The 21,085-nt window shown below is 69.2% G+C and carries 21 protein-coding genes and 1 pseudogene; 16 read left to right on the top strand and 6 right to left on the bottom strand.

Annotated features, from left to right (window positions below; all coding sequences use genetic code 11):
* Positions 1–14: 14 nt before the first annotated feature.
* Complete coding sequence (rplM, locus tag ACJMNC_RS13655) at positions 15–458, bottom strand: 50S ribosomal protein L13 (protein ID WP_408948503.1); 444 nt, start codon at positions 456–458, stop codon at positions 15–17.
* 208 nt (positions 459–666) lie between these two features.
* On the opposite strand from rplM, the gene ACJMNC_RS13650 reads away from it, so the two are divergent.
* Positions 667–1,191 (top strand): YceI family protein, encoded by a 525-nt coding sequence (locus tag ACJMNC_RS13650; protein WP_408948502.1) that lies wholly within the window; start codon positions 667–669, stop codon positions 1,189–1,191.
* Positions 1,192–1,207: 16 nt separating this feature from the next.
* Here the strand turns inward: ACJMNC_RS13650 and ACJMNC_RS13645 are convergent, their stop codons facing one another.
* The 3 genes and pseudogenes from ACJMNC_RS13645 to ACJMNC_RS13635 all read right to left on the bottom strand — a co-directional run bounded on the left by ACJMNC_RS13645 (position 1,208) and on the right by ACJMNC_RS13635 (position 5,397).
* Complete coding sequence (locus ACJMNC_RS13645) at positions 1,208–2,365, bottom strand: type VII secretion-associated protein (RefSeq protein WP_408948501.1); 1,158 nt, start codon at positions 2,363–2,365, stop codon at positions 1,208–1,210.
* A pseudogene (eccCb, locus tag ACJMNC_RS13640) lies at positions 2,362–4,839 on the bottom strand (type VII secretion protein EccCb); the annotation flags it as partial. The pseudogene eccCb and the gene ACJMNC_RS13645, both read right to left, overlap by 4 nt.
* A 363-nt stretch (positions 4,840–5,202) precedes the next feature.
* Entirely contained in the window at positions 5,203–5,397 is a 195-nt protein-coding gene (locus tag ACJMNC_RS13635; protein WP_408948500.1) for a hypothetical protein, read from the bottom strand.
* A gap of 500 nt (positions 5,398–5,897) precedes the next feature.
* Here ACJMNC_RS13635 and ACJMNC_RS13630 point away from each other — a divergent pair, with 500 nt between their 5' ends.
* From ACJMNC_RS13630 to ACJMNC_RS13585, 10 genes are all read left to right on the top strand, one after another.
* The gene (locus ACJMNC_RS13630) at positions 5,898–6,257 is read left to right on the top strand and encodes a helix-turn-helix domain-containing protein (RefSeq protein ID WP_408948499.1); all 360 of its coding nucleotides are present in this window, start codon (positions 5,898–5,900) and stop codon (positions 6,255–6,257) included.
* Complete coding sequence (locus ACJMNC_RS13625) at positions 6,254–8,863, top strand: hypothetical protein (RefSeq protein WP_408948498.1); 2,610 nt, start codon at positions 6,254–6,256, stop codon at positions 8,861–8,863. Before ACJMNC_RS13630 ends, ACJMNC_RS13625 begins: the two co-directional genes overlap by 4 nt.
* Positions 8,863–10,713 carry a DNA polymerase gene (locus tag ACJMNC_RS13620; RefSeq protein WP_408948497.1) on the top strand — a complete coding sequence of 617 codons (1,851 nt, stop codon included), beginning with the start codon at positions 8,863–8,865 and terminating at the stop codon, positions 10,711–10,713. Before ACJMNC_RS13625 ends, ACJMNC_RS13620 begins: the two co-directional genes overlap by 1 nt.
* Positions 10,694–11,347, top strand: a complete 654-nt coding sequence (locus ACJMNC_RS13615) for a hypothetical protein (RefSeq protein WP_408948496.1) — start codon at positions 10,694–10,696, stop codon at positions 11,345–11,347. Before ACJMNC_RS13620 ends, ACJMNC_RS13615 begins: the two co-directional genes overlap by 20 nt.
* Positions 11,344–11,577, top strand: coding sequence for a glutaredoxin family protein (locus ACJMNC_RS13610; RefSeq protein ID WP_408948495.1), 234 nt, complete (start codon positions 11,344–11,346; stop codon positions 11,575–11,577). The genes ACJMNC_RS13615 and ACJMNC_RS13610 overlap by 4 nt, the downstream gene beginning before the upstream one ends.
* Complete coding sequence (locus ACJMNC_RS13605; RefSeq protein ID WP_408948494.1) at positions 11,574–11,927, top strand: hypothetical protein; 354 nt, start codon at positions 11,574–11,576, stop codon at positions 11,925–11,927. The genes ACJMNC_RS13610 and ACJMNC_RS13605 overlap by 4 nt, the downstream gene beginning before the upstream one ends.
* A complete protein-coding gene (locus ACJMNC_RS13600; protein ID WP_408948493.1) occupies positions 11,924–12,850 on the top strand; it encodes a DUF2637 domain-containing protein in 927 nt (308 codons plus the stop codon). The genes ACJMNC_RS13605 and ACJMNC_RS13600 overlap by 4 nt, the downstream gene beginning before the upstream one ends.
* 927 nt (positions 12,851–13,777) lie before the next feature.
* Positions 13,778–15,484: a hypothetical protein gene (locus ACJMNC_RS13595; protein ID WP_408948492.1), complete on the top strand. Its 1,707-nt coding sequence runs from the start codon at positions 13,778–13,780 to the stop codon at positions 15,482–15,484.
* Between the two features lie 5 nt (positions 15,485–15,489).
* Positions 15,490–15,732 (top strand): hypothetical protein, encoded by a 243-nt coding sequence (locus ACJMNC_RS13590; protein WP_408948491.1) that lies wholly within the window; start codon positions 15,490–15,492, stop codon positions 15,730–15,732.
* 26 nt (positions 15,733–15,758) lie between these two features.
* The gene (locus ACJMNC_RS13585) at positions 15,759–16,238 is read left to right on the top strand and encodes a hypothetical protein (protein WP_408948490.1); all 480 of its coding nucleotides are present in this window, start codon (positions 15,759–15,761) and stop codon (positions 16,236–16,238) included.
* Positions 16,239–16,314: 76 nt separating this feature from the next.
* On the opposite strand, the gene ACJMNC_RS13580 is transcribed toward ACJMNC_RS13585, so the two are convergent.
* A complete protein-coding gene (locus tag ACJMNC_RS13580; RefSeq protein ID WP_408948489.1) occupies positions 16,315–17,742 on the bottom strand; it encodes a type IV secretory system conjugative DNA transfer family protein in 1,428 nt (475 codons plus the stop codon).
* Positions 17,739–17,990 (bottom strand): hypothetical protein, encoded by a 252-nt coding sequence (locus tag ACJMNC_RS13575; RefSeq protein ID WP_408948488.1) that lies wholly within the window; start codon positions 17,988–17,990, stop codon positions 17,739–17,741. The genes ACJMNC_RS13580 and ACJMNC_RS13575 overlap by 4 nt, the downstream gene beginning before the upstream one ends.
* Positions 17,991–18,108: 118 nt before the next feature.
* Here ACJMNC_RS13575 and ACJMNC_RS13570 point away from each other — a divergent pair, with 118 nt between their 5' ends.
* From ACJMNC_RS13570 to ACJMNC_RS13550, 5 genes are read left to right on the top strand one after another with little or no spacing between them, the layout of a single operon-like run.
* Positions 18,109–18,300: a hypothetical protein gene (locus tag ACJMNC_RS13570; RefSeq protein WP_408948487.1), complete on the top strand. Its 192-nt coding sequence runs from the start codon at positions 18,109–18,111 to the stop codon at positions 18,298–18,300.
* 2 nt (positions 18,301–18,302) lie between these two features.
* On the top strand, positions 18,303–19,157 hold the full coding sequence (locus tag ACJMNC_RS13565; protein WP_408948486.1) for a hypothetical protein: 855 nt from the start codon (positions 18,303–18,305) through the stop codon (positions 19,155–19,157).
* Positions 19,154–19,465 (top strand): hypothetical protein, encoded by a 312-nt coding sequence (locus ACJMNC_RS13560; protein WP_408948485.1) that lies wholly within the window; start codon positions 19,154–19,156, stop codon positions 19,463–19,465. The genes ACJMNC_RS13565 and ACJMNC_RS13560 overlap by 4 nt, the downstream gene beginning before the upstream one ends.
* Positions 19,462–20,100 carry a hypothetical protein gene (locus tag ACJMNC_RS13555; RefSeq protein ID WP_408948484.1) on the top strand — a complete coding sequence of 213 codons (639 nt, stop codon included), beginning with the start codon at positions 19,462–19,464 and terminating at the stop codon, positions 20,098–20,100. Before ACJMNC_RS13560 ends, ACJMNC_RS13555 begins: the two co-directional genes overlap by 4 nt.
* Positions 20,093–21,040, top strand: a complete 948-nt coding sequence (locus tag ACJMNC_RS13550; protein WP_408948483.1) for a hypothetical protein — start codon at positions 20,093–20,095, stop codon at positions 21,038–21,040. The genes ACJMNC_RS13555 and ACJMNC_RS13550 overlap by 8 nt, the downstream gene beginning before the upstream one ends.
* Positions 21,041–21,085: the final 45 nt, after the last annotated feature.

Here is a 21,085-nt window from a genome sequence, read left to right as displayed (position 1 = left end):
CACGTTCTCGTTGGTCACTGGGCCACCTGCTTGATCTCGAAGGGGACGGGCTTCTGGGCCGCGTGCGGATGATTCGGGCCGGCGTACACCTTCAGCTTCGAGGCGATCTGGTTGCCGAGCTTGTTCTTGGGCAGCATGCCCTTGACGGCCGACTCGACGACGCGCTCGGGCTTGGTCTCCAGCAGCTCGCCCACGGAGCGGGACTTCAGGCCGCCCGGGTGACCCGAGTGGCGGTACAGCTTCTTGTCGGTCAGCTTGTTGCCGCTGACGGCGACCTTCTCAGCGTTGATGATGATGACGTAGTCGCCGCCGTCCACATGCGGGGCGAAGGTCGGCTTGTGCTTGCCGCGGAGCAGGTTGGCGCTCTGCACGGCGAGGCGGCCGAGCACCACGTCGGTGGCATCGATGATGTGCCACGTACGGGTGACATCACCGGCCTTCGGGGTGTAGGTAGGCACAGTAGTCCTCACTGTTCGTCGTGATTGCCGGTCCAATGCTCGGCACAGCTGCTCCCGGCGACCGGTGGGGACCCGGGGCTGTGGTGATCGCCGACGCCGCCGAAGCGGGCACGACGATGCCAAGCACCAGCGGTCAAGCGTACGCGCGTCGATCGGCGCAGGTCAAAACGGCCCGGCGCAGACGCGCTCACACCGTAGGCTGGCGGCTATGACCGACACGCAGACCGTCACCGCAGGCTCCGGCGAACTGCTCATCCGCACCGGCGTGACCGGCAAGGCCGCACGCACCGGTCACCGGCTGACCATCGCCGTGACCTCCTGGCAGGCGCAGGTCACCGTCGACGACGGCCACCCGAGCGCCGTCACGCTGACCGTCGACGTGGACTCGCTCGACGTGATCGCGGGCGAGGGCGGCCTCACCCCGATGGGCGGCGCCGAGAAGGCGCTGGCCCGTAAGAACGCCCTCAAGGCCTTCGACGCCGGGAAGTATCCGCAGATCACCTATGTCTCGAGCGGAGTCGAGCGCGACGGCGACCGCTACACGGTCTCCGGCGAGTTGACCGTGCACGGGGTCACCCGCAGTCATCCGCTGACGGTGACCGCCGACGGCGACGCCTTCCGCTGCGAATCGGCGGTGATCCAGTCCGAGTTCGGGATCAAACCGTATTCGCAGATGATGGGCGCCTTGAAGGTGGCCGACGAGGTGACCGTGGAGATCTCCGCGACCCTGTAGTCCACCCGCGGCGGCCTCAGGCCGGCGCCACCCGCACCGATCCGACGGCCCGGCGGCAGGGCGGGTCGATGCCCGCCTCCCCGGTGCCGTCCTGGCAGCCCAGCGAGACCTGCACGTCGGCGTCGACGATCACGTACCAGCGCACCGCCGGCCCGGACACCGGGGCCTCCCGGTAGCTGATCACCTCCCTCCCCGCATAGTTGCCTGCGGCGGCGAACTCGACCACCACGTCGTCGCCGCGCTGCCCGATGCGCTGCGCGAGCGAATCGGCGACGCTGCCGCGGTCCGAGCCGCGGCGCAGCCGGGTGACCACTGCGACGATGCGCCGGCCGTCGTCGCGGTCGGCGAAGACCGTGCGCCTGCCCCCGCCGTCCCCGGACTCCCCCGCTTCCCCGGAGTGCCCGCCGGCCGGCAGTTCCGTTCGCCGCCAGTGACCGGGAACCTCGAAGCGTGCGGGACCGACCGCGGTGACCGTCCAGTCCGGGGCCGGCGGACCGTCCCGGCCGGCGAGCAGTCCCACGCCGGTCACGATCACGGTCAGTGCCGCCGCCGCGGTGGCGAGCCGCACTGCGGTGCCGGTGCCGCGGCGATGCGGCGGCGGGGCCGGACCGGGTGCCGGCGGCAGGCGCGGGCGGCACCGGGCGCCGTGGGCGACGGTCAGAGCCGGTTCCTCGGCGGCCACGCGCACCGTTCCGGCCGCCGCACGCACCGCGGCCGGCAGGTTCTCGGCGGCGATGTCCGGACCGGCGACGATCACCAGGTCGGCGCCGTCGAGCACGGCGCGCATCCCGGTCGCGTCACCGGCGGCCACCACGGCGCAGTCGGCGACGGTCCAGCCGTCGGCGCGGCGCCGGACCAGTTGCACGCTCCACCGATCGCCCGCCGCCGGGAGCAGGACGGTCTCGACCACCGCGCAGCACTGCACGGCGGCGTCGGTGTGAGAGGCCGCGATCAGCACCGCCCGCGGCACCGGGGTGGCGGCGGCTCCGCAGGCGGCGAGGGCGGCGACCAGTCGCGCGGTCCGCGGACCGCCCCAGGTGCTCGGCAGGCCCACGATCAGCGGGCCGGGCGGCAGCGGCCGGGCGGTGAGTGCACCGCACAGCCGCTCGTGCGCGTCCGGGCGGTCGATGCCGGCCAGGGCGGCCGCGTAGCGCAGGTCCACCACGGCCGTCATCGTCGGACCACCTGCACCAGCTCGGTACCCCGGCTGCGCGAGATGTACGCGGCCCGGCCCGCGGGCAGCGGCTGCAGCCGGTGGCGGCCGACGATGTAGCCCTCGTCGGGATCGCCCGAGTGCAGCAGCACGTCGCAGGACAGATCCCGCAGCCGGGCGATCACCGGATCGTAGAGCGCCCGGCCGGCACCGCCCGAGCGGCGGGAGAGGATCACCCGCAGACCCACGTCCCGGGCGTGGCCGAGCAGCTCGACCAGCGGCGCCAGCGGATTGCCCTGGCTGGTCACCACCAGGTCGTAGTCGTCGATCACCAGGAAGACGGTGGGACCGGTCCACCAGGACCGGGCGGCGAGCTGTTCGGCGGTGACCTCCTCACCGGGGAGCCGATCGGTGAAGTACTGCGCCAGCTGGGCCGCCATCGGCGCGGTGGTGTGTGAGGCGCTCGTGTACCCGGCGAGGTACTCGTCGGGCACCACGCCGAGGAGCGTCCGCCGGTAGTCCACCAGCACCACCGCGGTCTGCGCCGGGTCGCTGCCGTCGATCAGCCCGGTGATCAGGCTGCGCAGTGTCTGCGTCTTTCCGGAGGCGGAGTCCCCGAAGATCAGCAGGTGCGGTTCGGCGGTGAAGTCCATCTCCAGCACGGACAGGTCGGATTCCCGCACGCCGATCGGGATCCGGTGCGCCGCAGGCGGCTCCGGCAGCGCGGAGACCAGAGTGTCGAGCTGCTCGGCGGTCACCTGGGCGTCGAGCAGCCGCACCGGCGGCACCTCCCGGTCGCGGTAGCGGCGGGCGCACGCCTCGACGACGGCGGCGGTGCCCGCCGGAGACGTCTCCGGATCGGCGATGCCGTCGGTCCGCGGCAGAGCGACGAGCAGATGACGCTGCTCGGCGGTCAGGCCGCGCCCGGGCCGGTCGGCCGGAACCGTTGCGGCGGCTTTGCGGCCCATCTCCGAATCGAGGGCGTCGCCGAGCCGGAGTTCGAGCCGGGTGCCGATCAGGTCTTTGAGCATCGGCCGGATCTCGGCCCAGCGGTTGGCGGTGATCACTACGTGCACGCCGTAGGCGATTCCGGTCGCCGCGATGGCGTGCACCCGTTCCTCGAGCTCCTCGAAGTCGGCGCGCAGCGTCGCCAGGCCGTCGATCACCAGGAAGACGTCGCCGAGGGACTGGTCCGGGTGCCGGCCGGCGCTGCGCTCGGCCCGGTACTGGCGGATCGATTCCAGACCGGCCAGCGCGAAGTACTGCTCGCGGTGTGCGAGCACGGTGGTCACCTCGGCGACGGTGCGGCGCACCGCCTCCGGCCGCCCCTTGCCCGCCACACCGGCCACGTGCGGGAGTCCGGCCAGTGCGCCGAGCGTGCCGCCGCCGAAGTCCAGGCAGTAGAAGGCGGCCTGCTCCGGACTGTGGGTGACCGCGGCCGCGCAGATCAGCGTGCGCAGCGCCGTCGACTTGCCCGACTGCGGTCCGCCGACGACCGCGGCGTGCCCGGCAGCGCCGGCCAGGTCCAGCCACAGCGTGTCTCGGCGCTGATCGTAGGGCCGGTCCACCACCCCGACGGGCAGGCGCAGGTCGCCGCGTTCACCGGCGTCGGCAGGCAGCACCGCGTCCAGGGTGATGGCCGGCTCCAGCGGCGGCAGCCACACCGGGTGCGGCGCGCTGCCGCACCCTGCCACCCGCGCGACCACCGTCTCGAGCAGGGTGGGCACCGAGGGTGCGGGGCCGGGTCCCGCAGCCGGTTCCGGCCGATCGTCGGGAACGGGCACCGGCAGCGCGGAGAAGTGCAGCAGACCGGTGTAGCCGGCCGCGGCCGCCGCGGCCGCCGCCGGTGCGGCGTCGGGCAGGTACGGCCCGGAGACGAAGCAGGTCCGGAACCGGCGCGGCGGCCCGGAATCGCATTTGAGATAGGCCGCCCCGGGCGTACTGGGCAGGTGGTAGGCGTCCGGCACCCCCAGGACGGTGCGGGATTCGTTGGCCGAGAACGTCTTCAGCCCGATCCGGTAGGACAGATGCGAGTCCAGGCCGCGCAGCCTCCCCTCCTCGAGTCGTTGCGAGGCCAACAGCAGATGGATGTGCAGGGATCGGCCCAGCCGGCCGATGGCGACGAAGAGTTCGGCGAACTCCGGTTTCTGCGCCAGCAGTTCGGAGAACTCGTCGACCACGATGAACAGGGCCGGCAGCGGCGGCAGCGGCGCCCCGGCTTCGCGGGCGCGCTCATAGTCGGAGACGTTGGCGAAGTTGCCCGCCGCCCGCAGCAGTTCCTGACGGCGGTGCAGTTCGCCGGAGAGTGCGTCGGCCATCCGGTCGACCATGGACAGTTCCTGTTCCAGGTTGGTGATCAGGGCGGCCACGTGCCGCACCCGGCCGAGTTCGCCGAAGGTGGCCCCGCCCTTGAAGTCGACGAGCACCAGGTTGAGTTCGTCCGGGGCGTGGGTGGTGACCAGCGCCAGCACCAGAGTGCGCAGGAACTCGCTCTTAACATAGCGTTGATAGTGACTGCGACCATAGGGGACGCCGACACGCGACAAACGCAAGGCGTTTACGCAGGTAACGGACTCTCGCAGGAGCCGTACGAGCGACGGGTGAAGATTCCCAGAACGGCCCATAGACGCTGCGACTCATCACACGGCGTCGACAGAATCTGGCTCGGGACAGCGGAACGCAACCGCCGAAGCGAGTCGGGTGCTTTCGACGCCGTTGGAGTCGGGACATTCAGTGAGATGGTGAGCTACCGGTGAGATGGTGAGCTATCGGTGAGCATGCAAAACAGGGTATCTCACCAGAAGAAACCACACCTGACCAGGTAGGATTATCACTTCGGTGAGATGGTGAGCTTGTTTTCAGTTCCAGAGGGAGAGTTGGTGTGTGCGCGTCATTTCCTGCCGTGCCACATGCGCCACGAAGAAGAATGACGCGCACACACGCTGCGTCAGGCAGGAGCGCCCAACCATGCTCACCATCTCACCACCACCGCCCGAACCGGCTTTCGCAACGCTGTGAACTGCGAAGGTGCGTCTTCGGGTCTTGGTGAGCATGCGATGAGCGTTACTCACCGCACGCTCACCATCTCACCGCTCGTGGCTCGAATCCGGCGGGATAAGTGGCGGCCTGTCACGAACAGTACTGGGTTGCAACAGATGTCGACACCTGTTAGCGTAGTATCTGGCGATCCGACAGCGCGGGTCGCCGAGGCAATCCAGCGCCGAGTCTGGACCCGGAGGGGGTCGCCTCCGGCCAAGAGCGGGACGCTTCCCGTGGAATCTGATTCGGGGCTTCCCCAAGGAGTCCCGCCCCGCAAGGGGTAACTACGCCAAGGGGACTGCCCACCCCGCGCCGAGTGCCGGTAGCGCTGATAACTCCGGTGCAGAGCAAGGCCCCTGCCACGGCGGCTAGCCGAGGGCGAGAGAAGCGACAGCGGTTTAGAGCGACCGCGGCGGACTCTCATTCTGAGTAGGCGGGACCGCAGATCGGTCCGATTGGGTGCCGAACAGAGATAGGTCGCATCTGCGTGATGCCTCTGTCTTTGGAGGTCCCGGTGCCCGTCGCACCCGTTCCCGACGCCGTCTTGGCGTCTGCTCTGTCCGCCACCGCATCCGCGGGGCGCCCTCTCTCCTATTACGCCGCGCTCGACGACGTCCCCTGCAAGGCCACGATGGTGCGGGCTATCCGCGCCGACCTGCTGCGGGCGACGATGGTTGGCGGCGAGTATCGCGTCACTCCCGAGGATTTCGCCGATTGGCTGGAGCGACGCCGTCGTCCGGCCACCCCCGCGTCGTCCGGGCTCGCGCCCGACCTGCGTGAGTGGGCCGAGAGGGTCGCCGCCGAAGCGCCGGCACTCGCCCCTGCACAGGCCGCGGAGGTCGCCCGCATCTTGGCAGGGGGTGCGGCTGCATGAGCGCACAAGAAAACCCCGCCGGCCAGGGCGGGGTTCATGAGGAAACTGCTGGGGACGCGGCTCCTGGTGCCGATAGTAACGGACCCAAGTCCGTTTCCGCCACCCTTTCGTCCGAACATGCCGCAGAGCTGGCTGCCTCGGCGATCCCCGAGTCCTTCGCTCTGTCTGGCGGCGTATACACCGCCTACGTCGTCGACGACCTGCCCGAGCAAGCTCGGTACCTCGTCGACCGGCACGGTGACGACGTCGTCCTGCCCGCGCTGGTGTTCACCGGTGCGGAGGCTGTCGACCGCTCCCCGACCTGGCAAGTCAAGCCGGCCACCAAGATCGGCGACCGCAAGTACATCTCACCGTCCCGCGACCACAATCCGCCGAAGCTGACGGTGGTGCGCGAGGTCGCGAGCCCCGAGGTGATCCTCATCGTGGAGGGGACGAAGCAGGCCCTCTCCGCTGCAGTCTGGGCTCCTGCCGACTGGACGATCTACCGGATCTCCGGCATCTGGGGTTGGCGTGTCGCTGATGAGCACGGTGGTCCCGGGACGCCTACGCCGCGCCTGGCGGTGGTCGCCGGCCAGGATGTCGTCGTCATCCCCGATTCCGACGCGAAGACGAATCCGAGAGTCTTTGACGGCGCGGTGGCACTGGGAGAGGCTTGTGCAGGGTACGGCGCGGCCTCGGTGCGCTTCGCCAGGCTGCCGGGTGCGGGCAAGGACGGCGTCGACGACCTGCTCGCCCGCGTCCCGGAGTGCCGACGAACCGGGTTGATGGAGTCGTGGGTGAAGTCGGCCAAGCCCAAGCCGGCCGACTTGAACAAGCGGGAGTTGGCCCGGTTGAGGTCCGCTGTCGCCAAGAAGGATTCGGTGAAGCGTGCCGCTCAGTCCGACGGGCGTCCCGGTTTCGACACCAGCGGAGACCCGCGTCAACTGTCGCTCGACCTCGTCGACGTGCTGGCCCGCGAGTCGGGCGGCACGCGGCTCTTCCGCCGCGACCGCCAGATCGTTCGCGTCTTGCGTGACGACACCGACGCGCTACGCGCCGGTGACCTGGAGTCGGACGGTCTGCAGCGCGAGATCCTCGACGTCGCGGCGCCGTACCGAATGGTCCCCGATGGGGACGGTGGCCTCCGGCCGGTAAACGTCCCCGTCCCGGGGGTGCTGCTGGGTTTGGTCGCCGATCACCCCGACGAGTTTCCGCCGCTGGCCGGCATTTCGCGGTCGCCGATCGTGCGGCCCGACGGCACGATCGCGACCACCAACGGCTACGACGAGGCCACCGGGGTCATCGTCGATTTGTCGGATGACATCGTCGGCATGGAGGTGCCGGAGCACCCGACCGACGGTGACATCGTTGCCGCTCGCGCTCTGTTGCTCGATCTCTTCGCGATGGACGGCGAGGGTGGCTACGACGGTTGGGTCTTCAAGACCGTTGCGGACCAAACCAACGCGATCGCCGCCCTGATGACGGGTCCCGTGCGCGCAGCCACCGGACCGTCGCCACTGTTCGTGACGGACGGCCTGGAGCCCGGTGCGGGCAAGAATATTCTGGTCGAGACGAACATGCTGCTCCTGACCGGCGAAAACGCGCCAATGATGCCGATCCCTGATTCCAATGCGGAGGTCGACAAGCGGATCACGGCAGACCTGCTGGCCGGTGAGCAGCTCATCGCTCTCGACGAGGTCCAGGACGCCGAATCCGGGCGGTGCAAGCTCGATTCCGGCGCTCTGCGGGCCGCCCTGACGGCCCGCACCTACCGGAGCCGTGAACTCGGCAAGTCGCAGTCCCTCTCGCTCCCGAACGGTGCTGTCTGGTGGGCCCTCGGCAACAACGTGCAGATTCCTGCGGACATGGCGCGGCGTGTGGTGCCGATCCAGCTCGACTCGGACCGGCCGGATCTGAAGAATCGCAGCAACTTCCGGTACAACCTGGACAACCACGTGCCTGCGCACCGCCGCGAGTACCTGGGCGCGCTGCTGACCCTGATCTGTGCCTGGTACGACCGTGGGCAGCCGGAGGCGCCGCGCAGCTTCGGGTTCGCGTCGTTCACCGAGTGGCAGCGGATCGTCGGCGGGATCATGCACCTCGCCGGATTCAAGGACTTCCTTGGCAACGTCATGGCGGTGCGCGAGGCGTCGGATTCGGAGGCCGTGGATAACCGGATGCACCTGGAATGGCTTGCCGACGGGTTCCCGCCGGGTACCCGGTTCGCCGCCCGGGACGTGCTGATGAGGGCCCGTATCGATGGCGAGGTGGCGATGCCGCCGTACGGCTGGGAGTGGGATGACCTCACCGCGCAGAAGCTCTCGAAATACTATGGCGCGCACCGGAGTTGGTACGGCAACCTGCGGGTCCGTGCCGACGGAAAGATGCACGGTGGCGGCAAGGCCTTCGTCATCGACGAGCTGGGTCCTGCACCGACGTCCGCCCCGGCGTCGAGTTCCCCCGCTGTCTCCGTCCCCCCGGCCCCCGGCCCGCGGCCGGCCGCAGGGGCGGAAGCCGGCGAGACCATCGGCTACACCGATCGCAAGGGCTTCCGTCACGACGCTCCCCGGGCGATGCCGCCGATCACCGGAATGACGATCGCTGAGCTGGGCGAGGTGGACCTGTGATGCGCATGGTGTACCTGGATCTGGAAACGTCGTCGGCGTCCCGCCTGTGGCACGGCGCGGACCGGTTTCGCGTCTGGCTAGTCGGCTACGCGGTGGACGCGGGTCCAGTGGTCATCACCACCGACGTGGACGAACTCGTCGGTTTGCTGCGCGAGCCGGACACGATTGCTGTGGGGCACAACATCTTGGCCTTCGATCTTCCGGCCCTGGCCGCCTATCACGGCCTCGACCTGGACGGCATGGTGGCTGAGGGCAGGGTCGTCGACACGCTGGTGGTCGCTCGTCAGAACGATCCGTCGCTGAGCGGCAAGGTCGATGAGCGTCGGTACGGTCTCGATGCGCTGTCACGACGGGTCTTGGGCGACGGCAAGGTTGTCGATGACGGCGGTTCGGTGCTCAAGGCTCTCGCACGCGAGTACGGCCGCGGTGACGTGGAGGACGGTTACGACCGTATCCCGGTCGATCACCCCGGGTACATCCGATACCTGACTCAGGACGTGGAACTGGTGCGCCTGCTCGCCCAAAACCTCGTCGTCGATGACTACGTACGGCGGGAGCACCACGTCCTCCACCGTCTGAACGCGATCTCGCGGAACGGCTTTCGAGTCGACTTCGAGCTCGCCGAGCGGATGGTGGTGGAACAGGCATCTCGCGTGGATGCGCGCAAGAGCGAACTGCACTGCCGGTACGGTCTGCCGCTGACGGGCAAGGCCCCTCAGCGCACCAGAGTCGGGATCGAGGCGCTGGAGAAGGCTTTCGCCGACGTCGGTGTCGAGCCGCCGCGTACCGCCAAGGGCGCTCTGGCTACTGGCAAGGACGCACTGGACGAACTGGAGGCCGCGCACGCTGGGAATCCTGGTCTGGTCGAACTGTGCCGAACGCTGCGGGCGCTCAACGGTGAACGGACGACAGCGCAGACGGTCCTCGACCACGTCGGGCCGGACGGTCGGGTGCACCCGGAGATCGACGCCCGCCAGGCCACCGGACGGATCTCCGTGACCAGGCCCGGTCTCACGGTGATGGGAAAGAGGGATCGGGCGAACATCGTCGAGCGGGCTCTCCTGCTGCCCGACGAAGATAATGTGCTGCTGCCGGTGGACCTGTCAGCGATCGACGGTCGCGCAGTCGCACTGCACTGTGGCGATCCCGCCTATGCCGCGCTGTTCGCGCCCGGCAAGGACTTGCATGACGAGATGGCCGCAGCTGTCTTCGGCGAGGACGGGTGGGACCGGACGACAGGGCACCATCCGCGCCGAGGAGACGCGAAGGCGATCAGCCATGCCACAAACTACGGCATGGGGCCCTCCGGGCTGGCGCGATACGCAGGCATCGACATCGATGAAGCTGAACGCCAGCTCGCGGTGCTGGAGATTAAGTTCCCGAAGCTCGCCGCGTGGAAGACCGCCGTGCGCGAGGAAGCTCATGGCCAGGTGCTCGTGACCGCTTTCGGACGTCGGGTGCGTGTGAAGCCGGGCATGGAGTACACCCAGGCTCCGGCGTTCCTCGGCCAGGGCACCGCGCGGGACCTGATGATGGAGGGCCTCCTGCGCCTGCCGGAGTGGCTGGTCCCCCGGCTGCGCGCCGTCGTCCACGACGAACTGGTCTTCAGCGTCCCGGCCGGCCGCGTCGACGAGGCGCGGGACCAGATCCTCGGCGCGCTGCAGTTCGTCGTCAACGACATTCCTGTTCTGGCCGAGGCGGGAGATCCCGGCCTGGACTGGGCTGACTGCTATCGCGGCGAGAAACCCGGTTGGCCCGAGGTGGCCCGCGCCCACCGCGAACTGGCTCGATGCGGTGACTCCGAGTGCGCTTGGCACGGCCCGCCAGGGGGTGGCGCTGCTGCTGGATGACGCCGAATGGAACGGACGAACGAACCAATTCACCTACCTACCTACGGAGGACCGAGAGATGAACAACTTTGACACCAACACCGATGCCCCCGAGATCATGACCGACACCGCGACGGGGTGCAGGATTCGCATTCCCCTGGTTCGCGCCGTCGAAGCGGCGAGCGGGCTCGCGTGGGACGCCGCCCGGCTGTCGTGGCGCGTGATCGGCATGGACGAGGACGAGGACGCCCGCGGCGTCTGCGTGTGTGGGCAGACCGGCCTGCGCTACCTGTACACCATCGTGGACGACAGGACTGGCTCCTCACTGCACCCCGTCGGGAGCGACTGCATCGCGCATTTCGACGACCCGACGATGTCGTCGGCGGCGACCGCGTTCGCCGACCTCGCGGGACTCAAGCGCACGATCGCGGCCTGCGGTGTGCTCGGGCTCGCCGACCTCTCCCGGCGCCGATTGTCGATGCTGCACGATCGAGGCTTGATCGATAGCCGCGAGTTCGAGTTCTTGATGTCGATGTTCAACCGGCGGCGCGGCATGACCTCACGCCAGGCGGCATGGGCGGATGCCCTGATGGGTCGATTGACGCGCCAGTTGCCCGGTGTCCCCCTCGATGCGCGGCTCGGAGGTGCAGCGTGATCACCGTCTACACGCAGCCCGGTTGCGGCCCGTGCCTGGCCACGAAGCGCGCCCTCGACAAGTCCAACCTGAACTACACCGTCGTCGACATCAGCCAGGACGACGAGGCCCGTGACTACATCAGGTCGCTGGGCTACCAGCAGGCGCCGGTCGTGGTGGTCGGCGACGAACACTGGTCGGGGTTCCGGCCGGAGCGCATCAAGTTGATCAAGAAGGAGGTGGCGGCATGACCACTCGCGTTCGCACTCCTGCACAGTGGGTCGCATGGATCGACGGCTGGCGGGCCCGACCTCCCCGCGACCTGTCCGGGTACCGCAGCGAAGCCGAGATCGACGCTGTGGCGACTCTTGATGCGCTGTTGGCGGCGGTCGCGGAGTACCTCGTGCTGCTCGGCCACAACGGCGAGCCCGGCCTCCAGTGGCTCGGCGGGGTCGCACTGGAGGCCCTGCGCGACCTTCGCCCGCGTAATCCGAGGGCCTTCGCCGAGCACGCGGCACACGTCATCGGACTCCCGATGCCGCCGGCGACCGATTACCGCGCCTACGAGGCGTGGCGCAAGCGGCAGGAGGCTAGTCAATGACCACTCCGACCGAGACCTACGGCCGTGGCCTCTATGCGGCGGCCCTGGCCTTCTTCTCGGTCTTGTCCGTCGTCGGTAATGCCGTCTACGCCTACCGAGCGGCACCCTCACCAGTCGACGGTTCCCTGCCTCCGGGCTGGGCGGCTGCGGCGCACATGATCCCGCCAGTCGCCTTGCTCCTGGTGACCGAGGTGGTCGCTGCGGCGACCACGCGGCTGCCAGCCGGCCGGGCCCGCTGGGTGGGCCTCGTCGGCGCGGGGGTCATCGCGGCGGCCGCGTTCGCGCTCTCGTTCGACGCACTTCACGCGGTCGCGGAGATGGCGAAGGTTCGGACCGAGTTGGCCTGGCTCGTCCCGGTCATGCTCGACGTCGCGATCGTCGTCTGCACCACGCTCGTGCTGACGGCGAGCGAGCGAGTGCGAGCCGACCGACTGCCGTCGGTCGAGTCGGTCGGCCGAGCTGACGAACTCGACCCGGTGCCTAACTTGCGTCCGGCGGAGCTGACCGAGCAGGGCGAGATGACCTCGATCGAGGTGCCCGTCCATCGACCGACCGAACGCCCGACCACCCCTGATCAGGCCGCTCGCTCGATCGATCAGCCGAACGACTCGGTCGGTCGGCCCGACAGGCCGGTGGCCGAGAGGCCCGATCGGCTGGGCGAGTCGCCGGTCGACCGACCTGGGGGCTTGGCGACCGACGCCTCGACCGACTGGTCGGCGGTGGCCGAGCGGGTGTTGGCGACCACGTCGGTCACCGCGGACGCCGACGATCTCGCCCACGTCCTGGCGCTCGATGCGGCCGGCCTGTCACGGCAGAAGATCGCCGACGAGGTCGGTCGGGCGAAATCGACGATTGGCGGCTGGATCAAGGCTGCTGAGAGTGTCGAGAACCAGCGGCCCGCATTGGTCGCTGTGAGCGATTAGGAGCACACCCCGCACGGACACCCGTCACCTTTCGTGGTGGCGGGTGTCTCGTCGTCTCAGGACCATAAGCGCCGACCTGGGAATTTCCCCGCGTGGCCCGACAGGAAGGCTCCGATGTTTGTTATAGACCCCGCCCGAGCCGCCCTCTGCGTTTGTCTGCGCATTACTCAGATGTCGGATTAGTCCCAACCGCGCCAAGCCGCTCTCCTCACCGCGTCGACCGTGACCGACTGGGCCCGAACCTCTGCCACCGTCCAGCCAGCCTTGGGTCCGGCTAATCACGGGACTCCGCGTCGACCCCTCGTCAGGACTTCGCCGCGGCCCCAGCCGCCGGCGTCACCGAGTCGACCCGGTGCGGCTGCACCCACGAGGCCGACTCCCGCGCAGACTTCCGGCGCGGGCTCTTCCTGGGTGCGGCATGGGCCCGGTGCGAGCGAGCGAGCACTGGGCCTGTGCAGTGCCCTCCCCGGCCCGCAGGGCCGGGGACGCGCCGACCCGGCGCCAGAGGCCGCCTCGGCGGTCGTGACGGACCGTCGCCGCCTCGGCGGTCCCTGGCTGGAGCCGACGGCGGGCCGGCCCGAATAGGGCCGGGTCGTCGAGGCGGCCTTACGGGGCGCCCACGCCCGGGTCAGCCCCGCAGGGGCCCCAATCCAGACCTGCCCGCAGGGCAGTAGACAGGACAGCCGGCGCAGCCGGACGAGCGCAGCGAGTGAACTGTCCTATGGGGCCTAGGACACAGTCTCGGAACGAGGTCGGAAACAATAGTTGCATACCCCCCTGGGGTATAGAATGGAGCGTAGTGGGTGGCAGGGCCCCGCTACGCTCCACGTTCCGACCTCGTTCCGACACTGTGTGATCCGTCGGCCGGTGTGGCGGGAGCGAAGCGAGGGCCCCGCCGCGCTGGACGACGGATCATCGGAAAGGACAATGGCAACAGACACCGCGAGTCGGGCGAGCCTCGACGTGCGTGAGATGCAGTCGGTCGCACCCGAAGCGGACGTGCAGCGGCGCAAGCACACGTTGGAAGAGTCGATGCGTAAGACGGCCGGCAATGGTGCAGTCGCGTACTACGCGGCGCAGAATCCGGCGATCAACACCGCAATGACGCACCGAAACATCGACTTCGTCAACGACGGCGAGGGCGGCTACCGCGACGCCGCATCGATCGACGAGGTGCTGGCATACGGGACCGCGCGGCGCGCTCGGGTGACCCGCGAGATCAAAGACGGCGAGCGCCATGCGGTGACGGTCGTCGGGCACCTGCCGATGAGCATGTGCGAGCCGGACGGGACCACCTACCACCCTCTCGACACAACAACGGGGTTGCCGAAGGACGGCAAAGACGGACGTCCGCTCGTAACTCTGCCGCGTTATCGCGCGAAGGATGAAGCGGAAATGCGGCGGTATTTCTCTGAGTTCATCGATTTTCAGGCGACGAACATCTTGCCCGGTGGTCATGACGCGATCCACGGTGGGTCGATCAATCTTGATGAGTCGAGGCCGCATGTGCAGCTCCTCGTGGACACCTACGAGAAGGATCCGCGGGGCAAGGAGCCCGATGCACTGCGCAACGGATTCTCCCGTGCGTTCGGCCGACACCGTAGCGATCGCAAGGTGCAAAAGGTCAGCAAGACGGGCAACCCGATGGTTGCGGCCGACGGCTCGCCGATCATGGTCGGCGAGGGCGCCCGGCGGAAGATGGAGCGATACCACTGCGAGTTGAAGTCGCACATGATCGACGCCGGCTTCGACATCGAGGCTGAGCGCGACGCGGTGCGGCATGACCGGCGCTTGGTACTCCCCGACTACCAGGAGGTCCAGGATCTGCGGACCGAGACGGCCGCGCAGGCGGCGATCGTCGAGGAGGCAGAGGCCGACCTGGGACTGGTCGCCGCGGGACTCGTCGAGGAGCGCCAGGCGCTGCACGAAAAGGCCCAAGCGCTGGAAATCGATGTGTTTGGCGACGTCGTTAGTGAAGTCCAGGCGCACGAACGCGAGGTTGAGAAGGACCTCGCCGCTCGGCGAGCCGAGGTGGAGCAGTTGCGTAAGAAGGCCGAGAGCGAGGGATACGAGAAGGGACTCGCCCGCGGCACCATGCGAGCGGCCGTCGAGTTCGAGGAGGTCGAGGCCCCCTCTCTGCGAGCGACAGCGCGTGCCGAGGGCCGGGCCGCCGGAGAGGCCGAGTCGGCAAAGATCCGCGAGGAGGCCCAGGAGGCCGCAGAGCAAGCGCGCCGCGACGAGCGGGCCGCCCGGGTCGCCCGCGAGGAAGCCGAGAAGCGTCTGGCCGAGCTGCCGGAGTATGACCCGAAGGTCGCCGTCCAGGAGATGCAGGCCATTCGCCACGACGCGGCTGAGCGCGTCCGCGTCGTGGCGATCGAGAAGGGCGCCTATCGGACGGACCCGACGACGGGCAAGGCAGTCATCGAGCCGGCCAGCGCGGTGATTGATCGGCAGGCCGCCGCTCTGTGGGACCAGCGCAGGGCGGGCAAGAAGGGCCCCATGCCGACCGAGACGGTCGGCATGCGGGCCGAGAAGGTCCGCGGCATTGCGCGCGGAGGGCAGAAGGACCTGGCCAAGGCCAACGCTTCGGCGGAGCGTTCGCGGTCGCAGAGCAACGACGGCATGGGGAGGTGAATGAGATGACGATGGACATGCCGGGCATGGTCCCGGCGCCCGCGCTCGGCGAGCGGCTCGACGCGTCGCGGAACACGCACCAGTGCGACCGGTGCGCGAACCGCGCGGAGGCCACGCTGCACTGGTACCAACGGGTGGGCAGCGTGCCGTTCTGGGCACAGCGGTACGCCTGCCGCACGCACTACGCCGAGCTGGTGGACGCCTGCAATGAAGACGGAGTGTACGGCCACACCCGATGGAACGACTGATCAGACAGCACAGACAGGAGTGAACGATGGCAGAGCAGTTGACGCCCGAGCAGCGGGCGCGAGAGCAGCGAGAACAAGCAGCCGACGGCGTGCAGCGCCGACGGCGGGCGATGGACGAGGCCCAGGCCTCGGCGCCGGGCCAGGGCAAGGGACTCGATACCGACAAGGTCGCCGAGATCCGCCGGGATCTGGCCGCCGGCGGCGATGCCGAGGTGGAGAAGCGCCACGGCAAGGCGGCGGCGACCTCGGCCGAGGCGCGCAAGGCCAAGACCCAGCGCAACGCGGTGCGCAAGCACGAGGGCCGCCTGCGCGAGCAGGCGGCGGGCGAGGACCGCGGCGAGCAGGACAAGAAGGCCGCCGAGCAGAACGGCCGCCCGCCGGCCGGTTCGCGGCTCAGCCCGCAAGAGGCGCGCGAGCGCGTCGCGCAGGGCGGCAAGGACCTGCAGCGGGTCCAGAAGGCGCTCGACGGGCGCCAGCAGGTGCGAGCGGCCGGCATGGCGCTCTAAGCCCAGTGATCGGCACGAAGAAGCCCCCGGTGCAACGCACCGGGGGCTTTCTGCCGCGCTCGTAGGCGCTGGTCGGTCAGTCGAGCAAGTCGGTCTGCGCCACGTCGGGCAGCGACACCTTCACGCCGGCTCGCCCACGGATCAGCAGCCGGGCCTCGCCCTTCTCGACAGGGGCCAGCGAGGCGGCGTCGGCCTCCATCCGTTCCCGGCCCTGGGAAACCCGCCCGTCCGCGCCGACGTTCGCGGTCACGCGTTCTTCGACGGGCATCATGCGTGCCGCCGCGCCCAGCGCCTCGTCCTCGTCCGCGCCCGGCATGACCAGGAACGCTGGCACGATCTTGCGCATGACCTTGGCCGCGGCCTGTCCCCACAGTTCTTCGAGCTGCGAGGAGTCCTGCAGAGCCAGTACCAGCCGGATGCCGAGGCCCCGGCCCTCACCCACCCAGCCGATGACTCGCTGAGCAGGCAGTTTGGTGCCGTTGGTGAACTCGTCGAGGACGAAGAGGATCGGCGGAAGGTCACCGACTCGCAGGCGCCAGTAATCCACGACCTTGACCAGCAGGGACGCCACCGCCGAGGCGGCGCCTTCCATCGGCGCGACGATGTACAGAGTGGCGCCGCCGGTGAGCATGTCGGGGCGGAACGCCTTGTCGCTGGCAGCCCCGGCGACGTTGCTCATAGCCCACTGGTTAAGCGCGTCCTGCGAGTTCATGCCGATCGAGTCCCGCTGCTTGGGGTCCATCGACTTGGCGCTGAGCAAAGACTTCGCGTGCTTGCTGCCCTGGAGCAGGACCCGCAGGTAGGCGGAATCCCAGTTCGGCGAGCTCACGTCGACGTTCTCGTCGTCGAGCGAAGGCACGCTCTCACCGCCGGTGTCCTCGCAGGCGTCGACGGCCCAGGCGACGCCTCCGCCCCAGGTGGGCTCTCCGGTGCTCGGATGCGGGTACCACCCGCCGGCGCGCAGGAAGCACGCCAACCTGCGCCGACTGAGGTTCTTCCAGAACTTGGCATCGCCCTCGCCTGGGGATGAGATCTCCTGCAGCAGGTCGGCCATCTTCAAGGCCTCGTCGTCGGTGCTGATCAGGGCGCACGGATCGACCTTCACGCGCGTAACGTCGACGCCCTGCAGTTCGCTCTCACGCACCTCCCCAGACAGGTCCAACAGGTAGACCTCGCCGTACTGGCGGCGCTTGCCGATCGTGACTTCGGCGACGTCACCCTTGGAGGAGAGCGAGATGACCGGTCGACGGCCCCAGCGGAGGATGTTGGGAATCAGGACGCGCCGGCTCTTACCCTCGCCGGTTCCGCCGGCGATCATCAGGTGGGGTCCGACTCTCGCGACATCGCCGTCACCCAAGCCGCGGTTGTCGCGGTCGGTGACGATGCCTCCCGGGGCGAGGTCGATGACGCCGGCATAGGGGGTGTCGGTGGCGGCCGGTCGCGGCGCGGCTCCACTCTCCTTCTTGACCACGCGGCGCACGACCTTGCGCACCGGCGCGCTCATCGGTTCCACCGCTGGGCGACGGCGGCGCGGGCGCCGGCGGTGATCCGGGCACCGGCAGCGTCCTTCTCGGCGGCGACGGCGTCGTCGATCGCCGGATCACCGGCTGCGGCGAGAGCCATGGCGTGCCCCAGGAGGGCGCGCGAGTACAGCCCGGGAGTAATTTCTGCAACTTTCGCAGCCTCCCGCAGAGCGTCGAGTTCCTCGCTGGTCAGGGGCACCAACTGCCGGGTATCGAGTTTCGCAGACATGTAACTTTCCTTCCGTTCCTGCAGGTCAGGCCTTGTTTGGCATACCCTACCGGGGTATGGTAACGGCCACAAGGATCGCTACCCGATGGGGGTATCGAACGGACGTAAGGAGGCTCGTATGGGCCGCATCGGAGTCAAGGGCCTGGCGTCCTTCTTGGGCGCGTCGGCCATCTTCGTCGCCGGCTGGCTCGCGGGCGGCAGCCTCGGCACCGGTCAGGTGGCGAAGGAGCAGCGCCAGCAGATCGAGCAGTGCCTGCCACTGGGCAGCGTCTCCGCTCTCGACGACTGCCTCGCCGGGGAGAGCAACTGACCATGTCCACCACCACGTATCTCTGGGAGCGGGAGCGATCGGCGCACTTGCTGGCGCACTCGCGCCCGGGGACCAGCCGACGCCGCCGCGCCGAGGTGCTGGCACGCAAGGCCCGCCGCGGTCAGCGGGCGGGCACGGGCGTGGCCGGGAGCGCCCTGCACGACGAGGTCACGCCGTCGCTGTGGCGGCGTCTGACCAGCAAGGACGACGACACCGAGAGCCTCGCCCGCGGCCTGTTCGTGGGCCTGGGCGCGTGCGCCGGACTCGTTCTGGTCGGACCGGCGGTGCTGCTCGGATGGGGCGTCTACAAGGCCCTGGAGCACTTCGCGGCGCCGCGGGTCGGCAGGCTGCCGGCGTGGCCAGGCGTCGCGATCACCGCGGTGCTGCTGGTGCTGATCCCTCTCGGCGTCCTGCCGGTGGGCGCGCAGGTCCATCTGCTGCCGCATCTGCCCATCGTGCAGGTCGTGTACTCGAAGCTCGATTGGCTCGTCTGGCAGATCGTCCTGTTCCCCGCAGTGACCGCGTATCTGATCTGGGCGTGGGGCTGGGCCGGAGTGCCGAAGAACGCGGTGAGCAAGCCGGAAAAGAACGCCGACGGCAGTTTCCGGGTCACCCCGGACGAGGAAAAGGTGGCGCTCTCGATCGCCGAGAAGGACGCGCAGGTCGAGGCTGTCGACGCCGAGCAGAAGCCGCAAGTGAAGCGGGTCGTTCGGCGGGTGCGCCTGGCGCAACCGCAGGAGCAGGAGCCGGTCGACATGGGCGAGTTGGACCCGGACGAACTGCCGCCCCCGCCAGATCTGCCCGACGACGACTTCAACGACTACGACCACTACGACGACGAGAGGGACTACCTGTGACCATCTACGCAGCTCAGCGGGCCTGCCGGACGGCCGGCACGGCGGCACTGGGGACAGCAGCCGTCATCGCGGTGCTCGCCTGGACTCCTGACGGCCGCGGCGAGGTCCTCCTGTGGACCGCGCTGGTGGTCGCCACCGTGGCCGGGTTCTTGGTTCTGACGGTGGTCAGGGCCGCACTCGACCGGCATGCGGGACCGATCGGCAGGGCCCTGGCCGAGATCAAGACCGAGAGGGCGGCAGTCGCCGCCGCTGCGGCCGCACAGCGAGTGACGGCCGACCACAACATCAACGAAGGAGAAGAGCGGTGAGCACACCGAACGTCAACGTCCACGTCCAGACGGGCACGGGCGAAATCCTCAGGATCGTCTCGACCATCCTGCTGTTCGGCGGCGCGGGAGTCATCGCGTGGAAGGTCGCCCAGGGGCCGAACGCCGAGATGGCGGCATCGGGTCTCACGATGATGATCGTCATGATGATCAAGCTCATGTACTCGCGTGGTCTGGTGGCCCTGCCCAGCGGAAACGGTGGCGACGGGTTCAAGACCACGAAGTCCACCATCGCGCAGATCGGCGCGGAGTACAGGCAGTGGCTCGCTGGCACCTCGATGCCGGCCATGGCGGCGATCGCGGCGGGTTACGCCGTGGCCTTCCTGGTGATGCGAGCGGGCATCGCGGCCGCTCTCGGCGCATTTCAAAATGTGTACATCGCGGGCGGAACGGCCGCGATGGTCGGAGCCATCGTGGTCTTCCCGAGCTTGCTGCCGAACATGATCGCCGGCATGCGCCGCAAGGGCGTCGTGACCACGCCACCGGCCACAACGCCGGCCCCAGCGGCACCCGTCACTCCGCAACCGGCACCCGCACCGGCGGCCGAGCCCGCCCCGACCCCCAAGCGCGTCGTTGTCCGTCGCGTCGTCAAGAAGGAGAGCACCAACGATGTCTGATCAGTACGAATACGTCGACGAGAACGGCGACCCGATCGATCCGAGCGAGCTGGGCGACGACGTCGAGTTCGTCGACGAGGAGTTCGAGGAGGTCGTCGAGGACACCCCCGCGGCAGCTGAGCCGGTGGTTCCGACCAGCGAGCCCGTGAGCGCACCCACTGCCGCTGCCGGGCCCGCCGCCAAGGTGCCGAAGGCGCTGCTGGCCGGCGTGGCCGCGGCGGTGCTCCTGCTCGGCGGCGGTGCGGCGTACGCACTGTCGCAGCTGGGCAACCAGGACAGCGTCGAGCAGGTCAAGGCCGCCGCGACCAAGAAGACCGAGGAGCTCAAGGACGAGGCCCGCGCCGACATCGACGCCTGCGACGGCCGTCAGGTCGCGGCGGCTTCGTATGGCAAGGGTGGCGGCGACAAGCCGAAGATGCAGCTCAAGGTCACCAGCGTCACCGCGCTGCCGCCCGGCTACGCCGAGCGGGTGGAGGGCTTGGGAGACCGTGCAGCCGATCGCGTGACGATCCTCCAGCAGTCGACCGGCGACCTCGGCGTTTACGTCCAGGAGGAGGCGACGAAGGACGAGCGCACAGGTCGCAAGAAGGCCGGCTGGTGGAAGGTCAGCGCCTCCACTGACGACAGGGGCGCACGCGTCCTGGGCGAGGAGCAGGGCACTGGCGAGGACGTCGACGCCGCGACGGCCTGCAAGACGGTCAAGGGCGGTGTGTACGCGGTCACCGGCGACGACGTCCCCGAGGCGGCCCGCGGCATGCGCGACGGCCAGGTCGTCGTGGATTCGCTCAAACCTGACGGTGCGATCGCTGAGGTCGTCTGGTTGGTCATGGGCGATCAGCTCGCTCGCTCCGTCCTCGAGTACGCCCCGGCGCAGGAGTCCGAGGCGGGCGACGCCGAGGAAACGACCACGGCGACCACGACCACCGAGAAGGGCAGGTGAGGCCCAGAACTGCTCCCTTCACAGCGTCGACAGCCACGAACTCGC

The sequence above is a fragment of the Gordonia sp. VNK21 genome (assembly GCF_046098115.1).
Lineage (GTDB): Bacteria > Actinomycetota > Actinomycetes > Mycobacteriales > Mycobacteriaceae > Gordonia.
The sequence above is the reverse complement of the archived record's forward strand: the minus strand, read 5'-3'. Positions and strand labels throughout refer to the sequence as shown.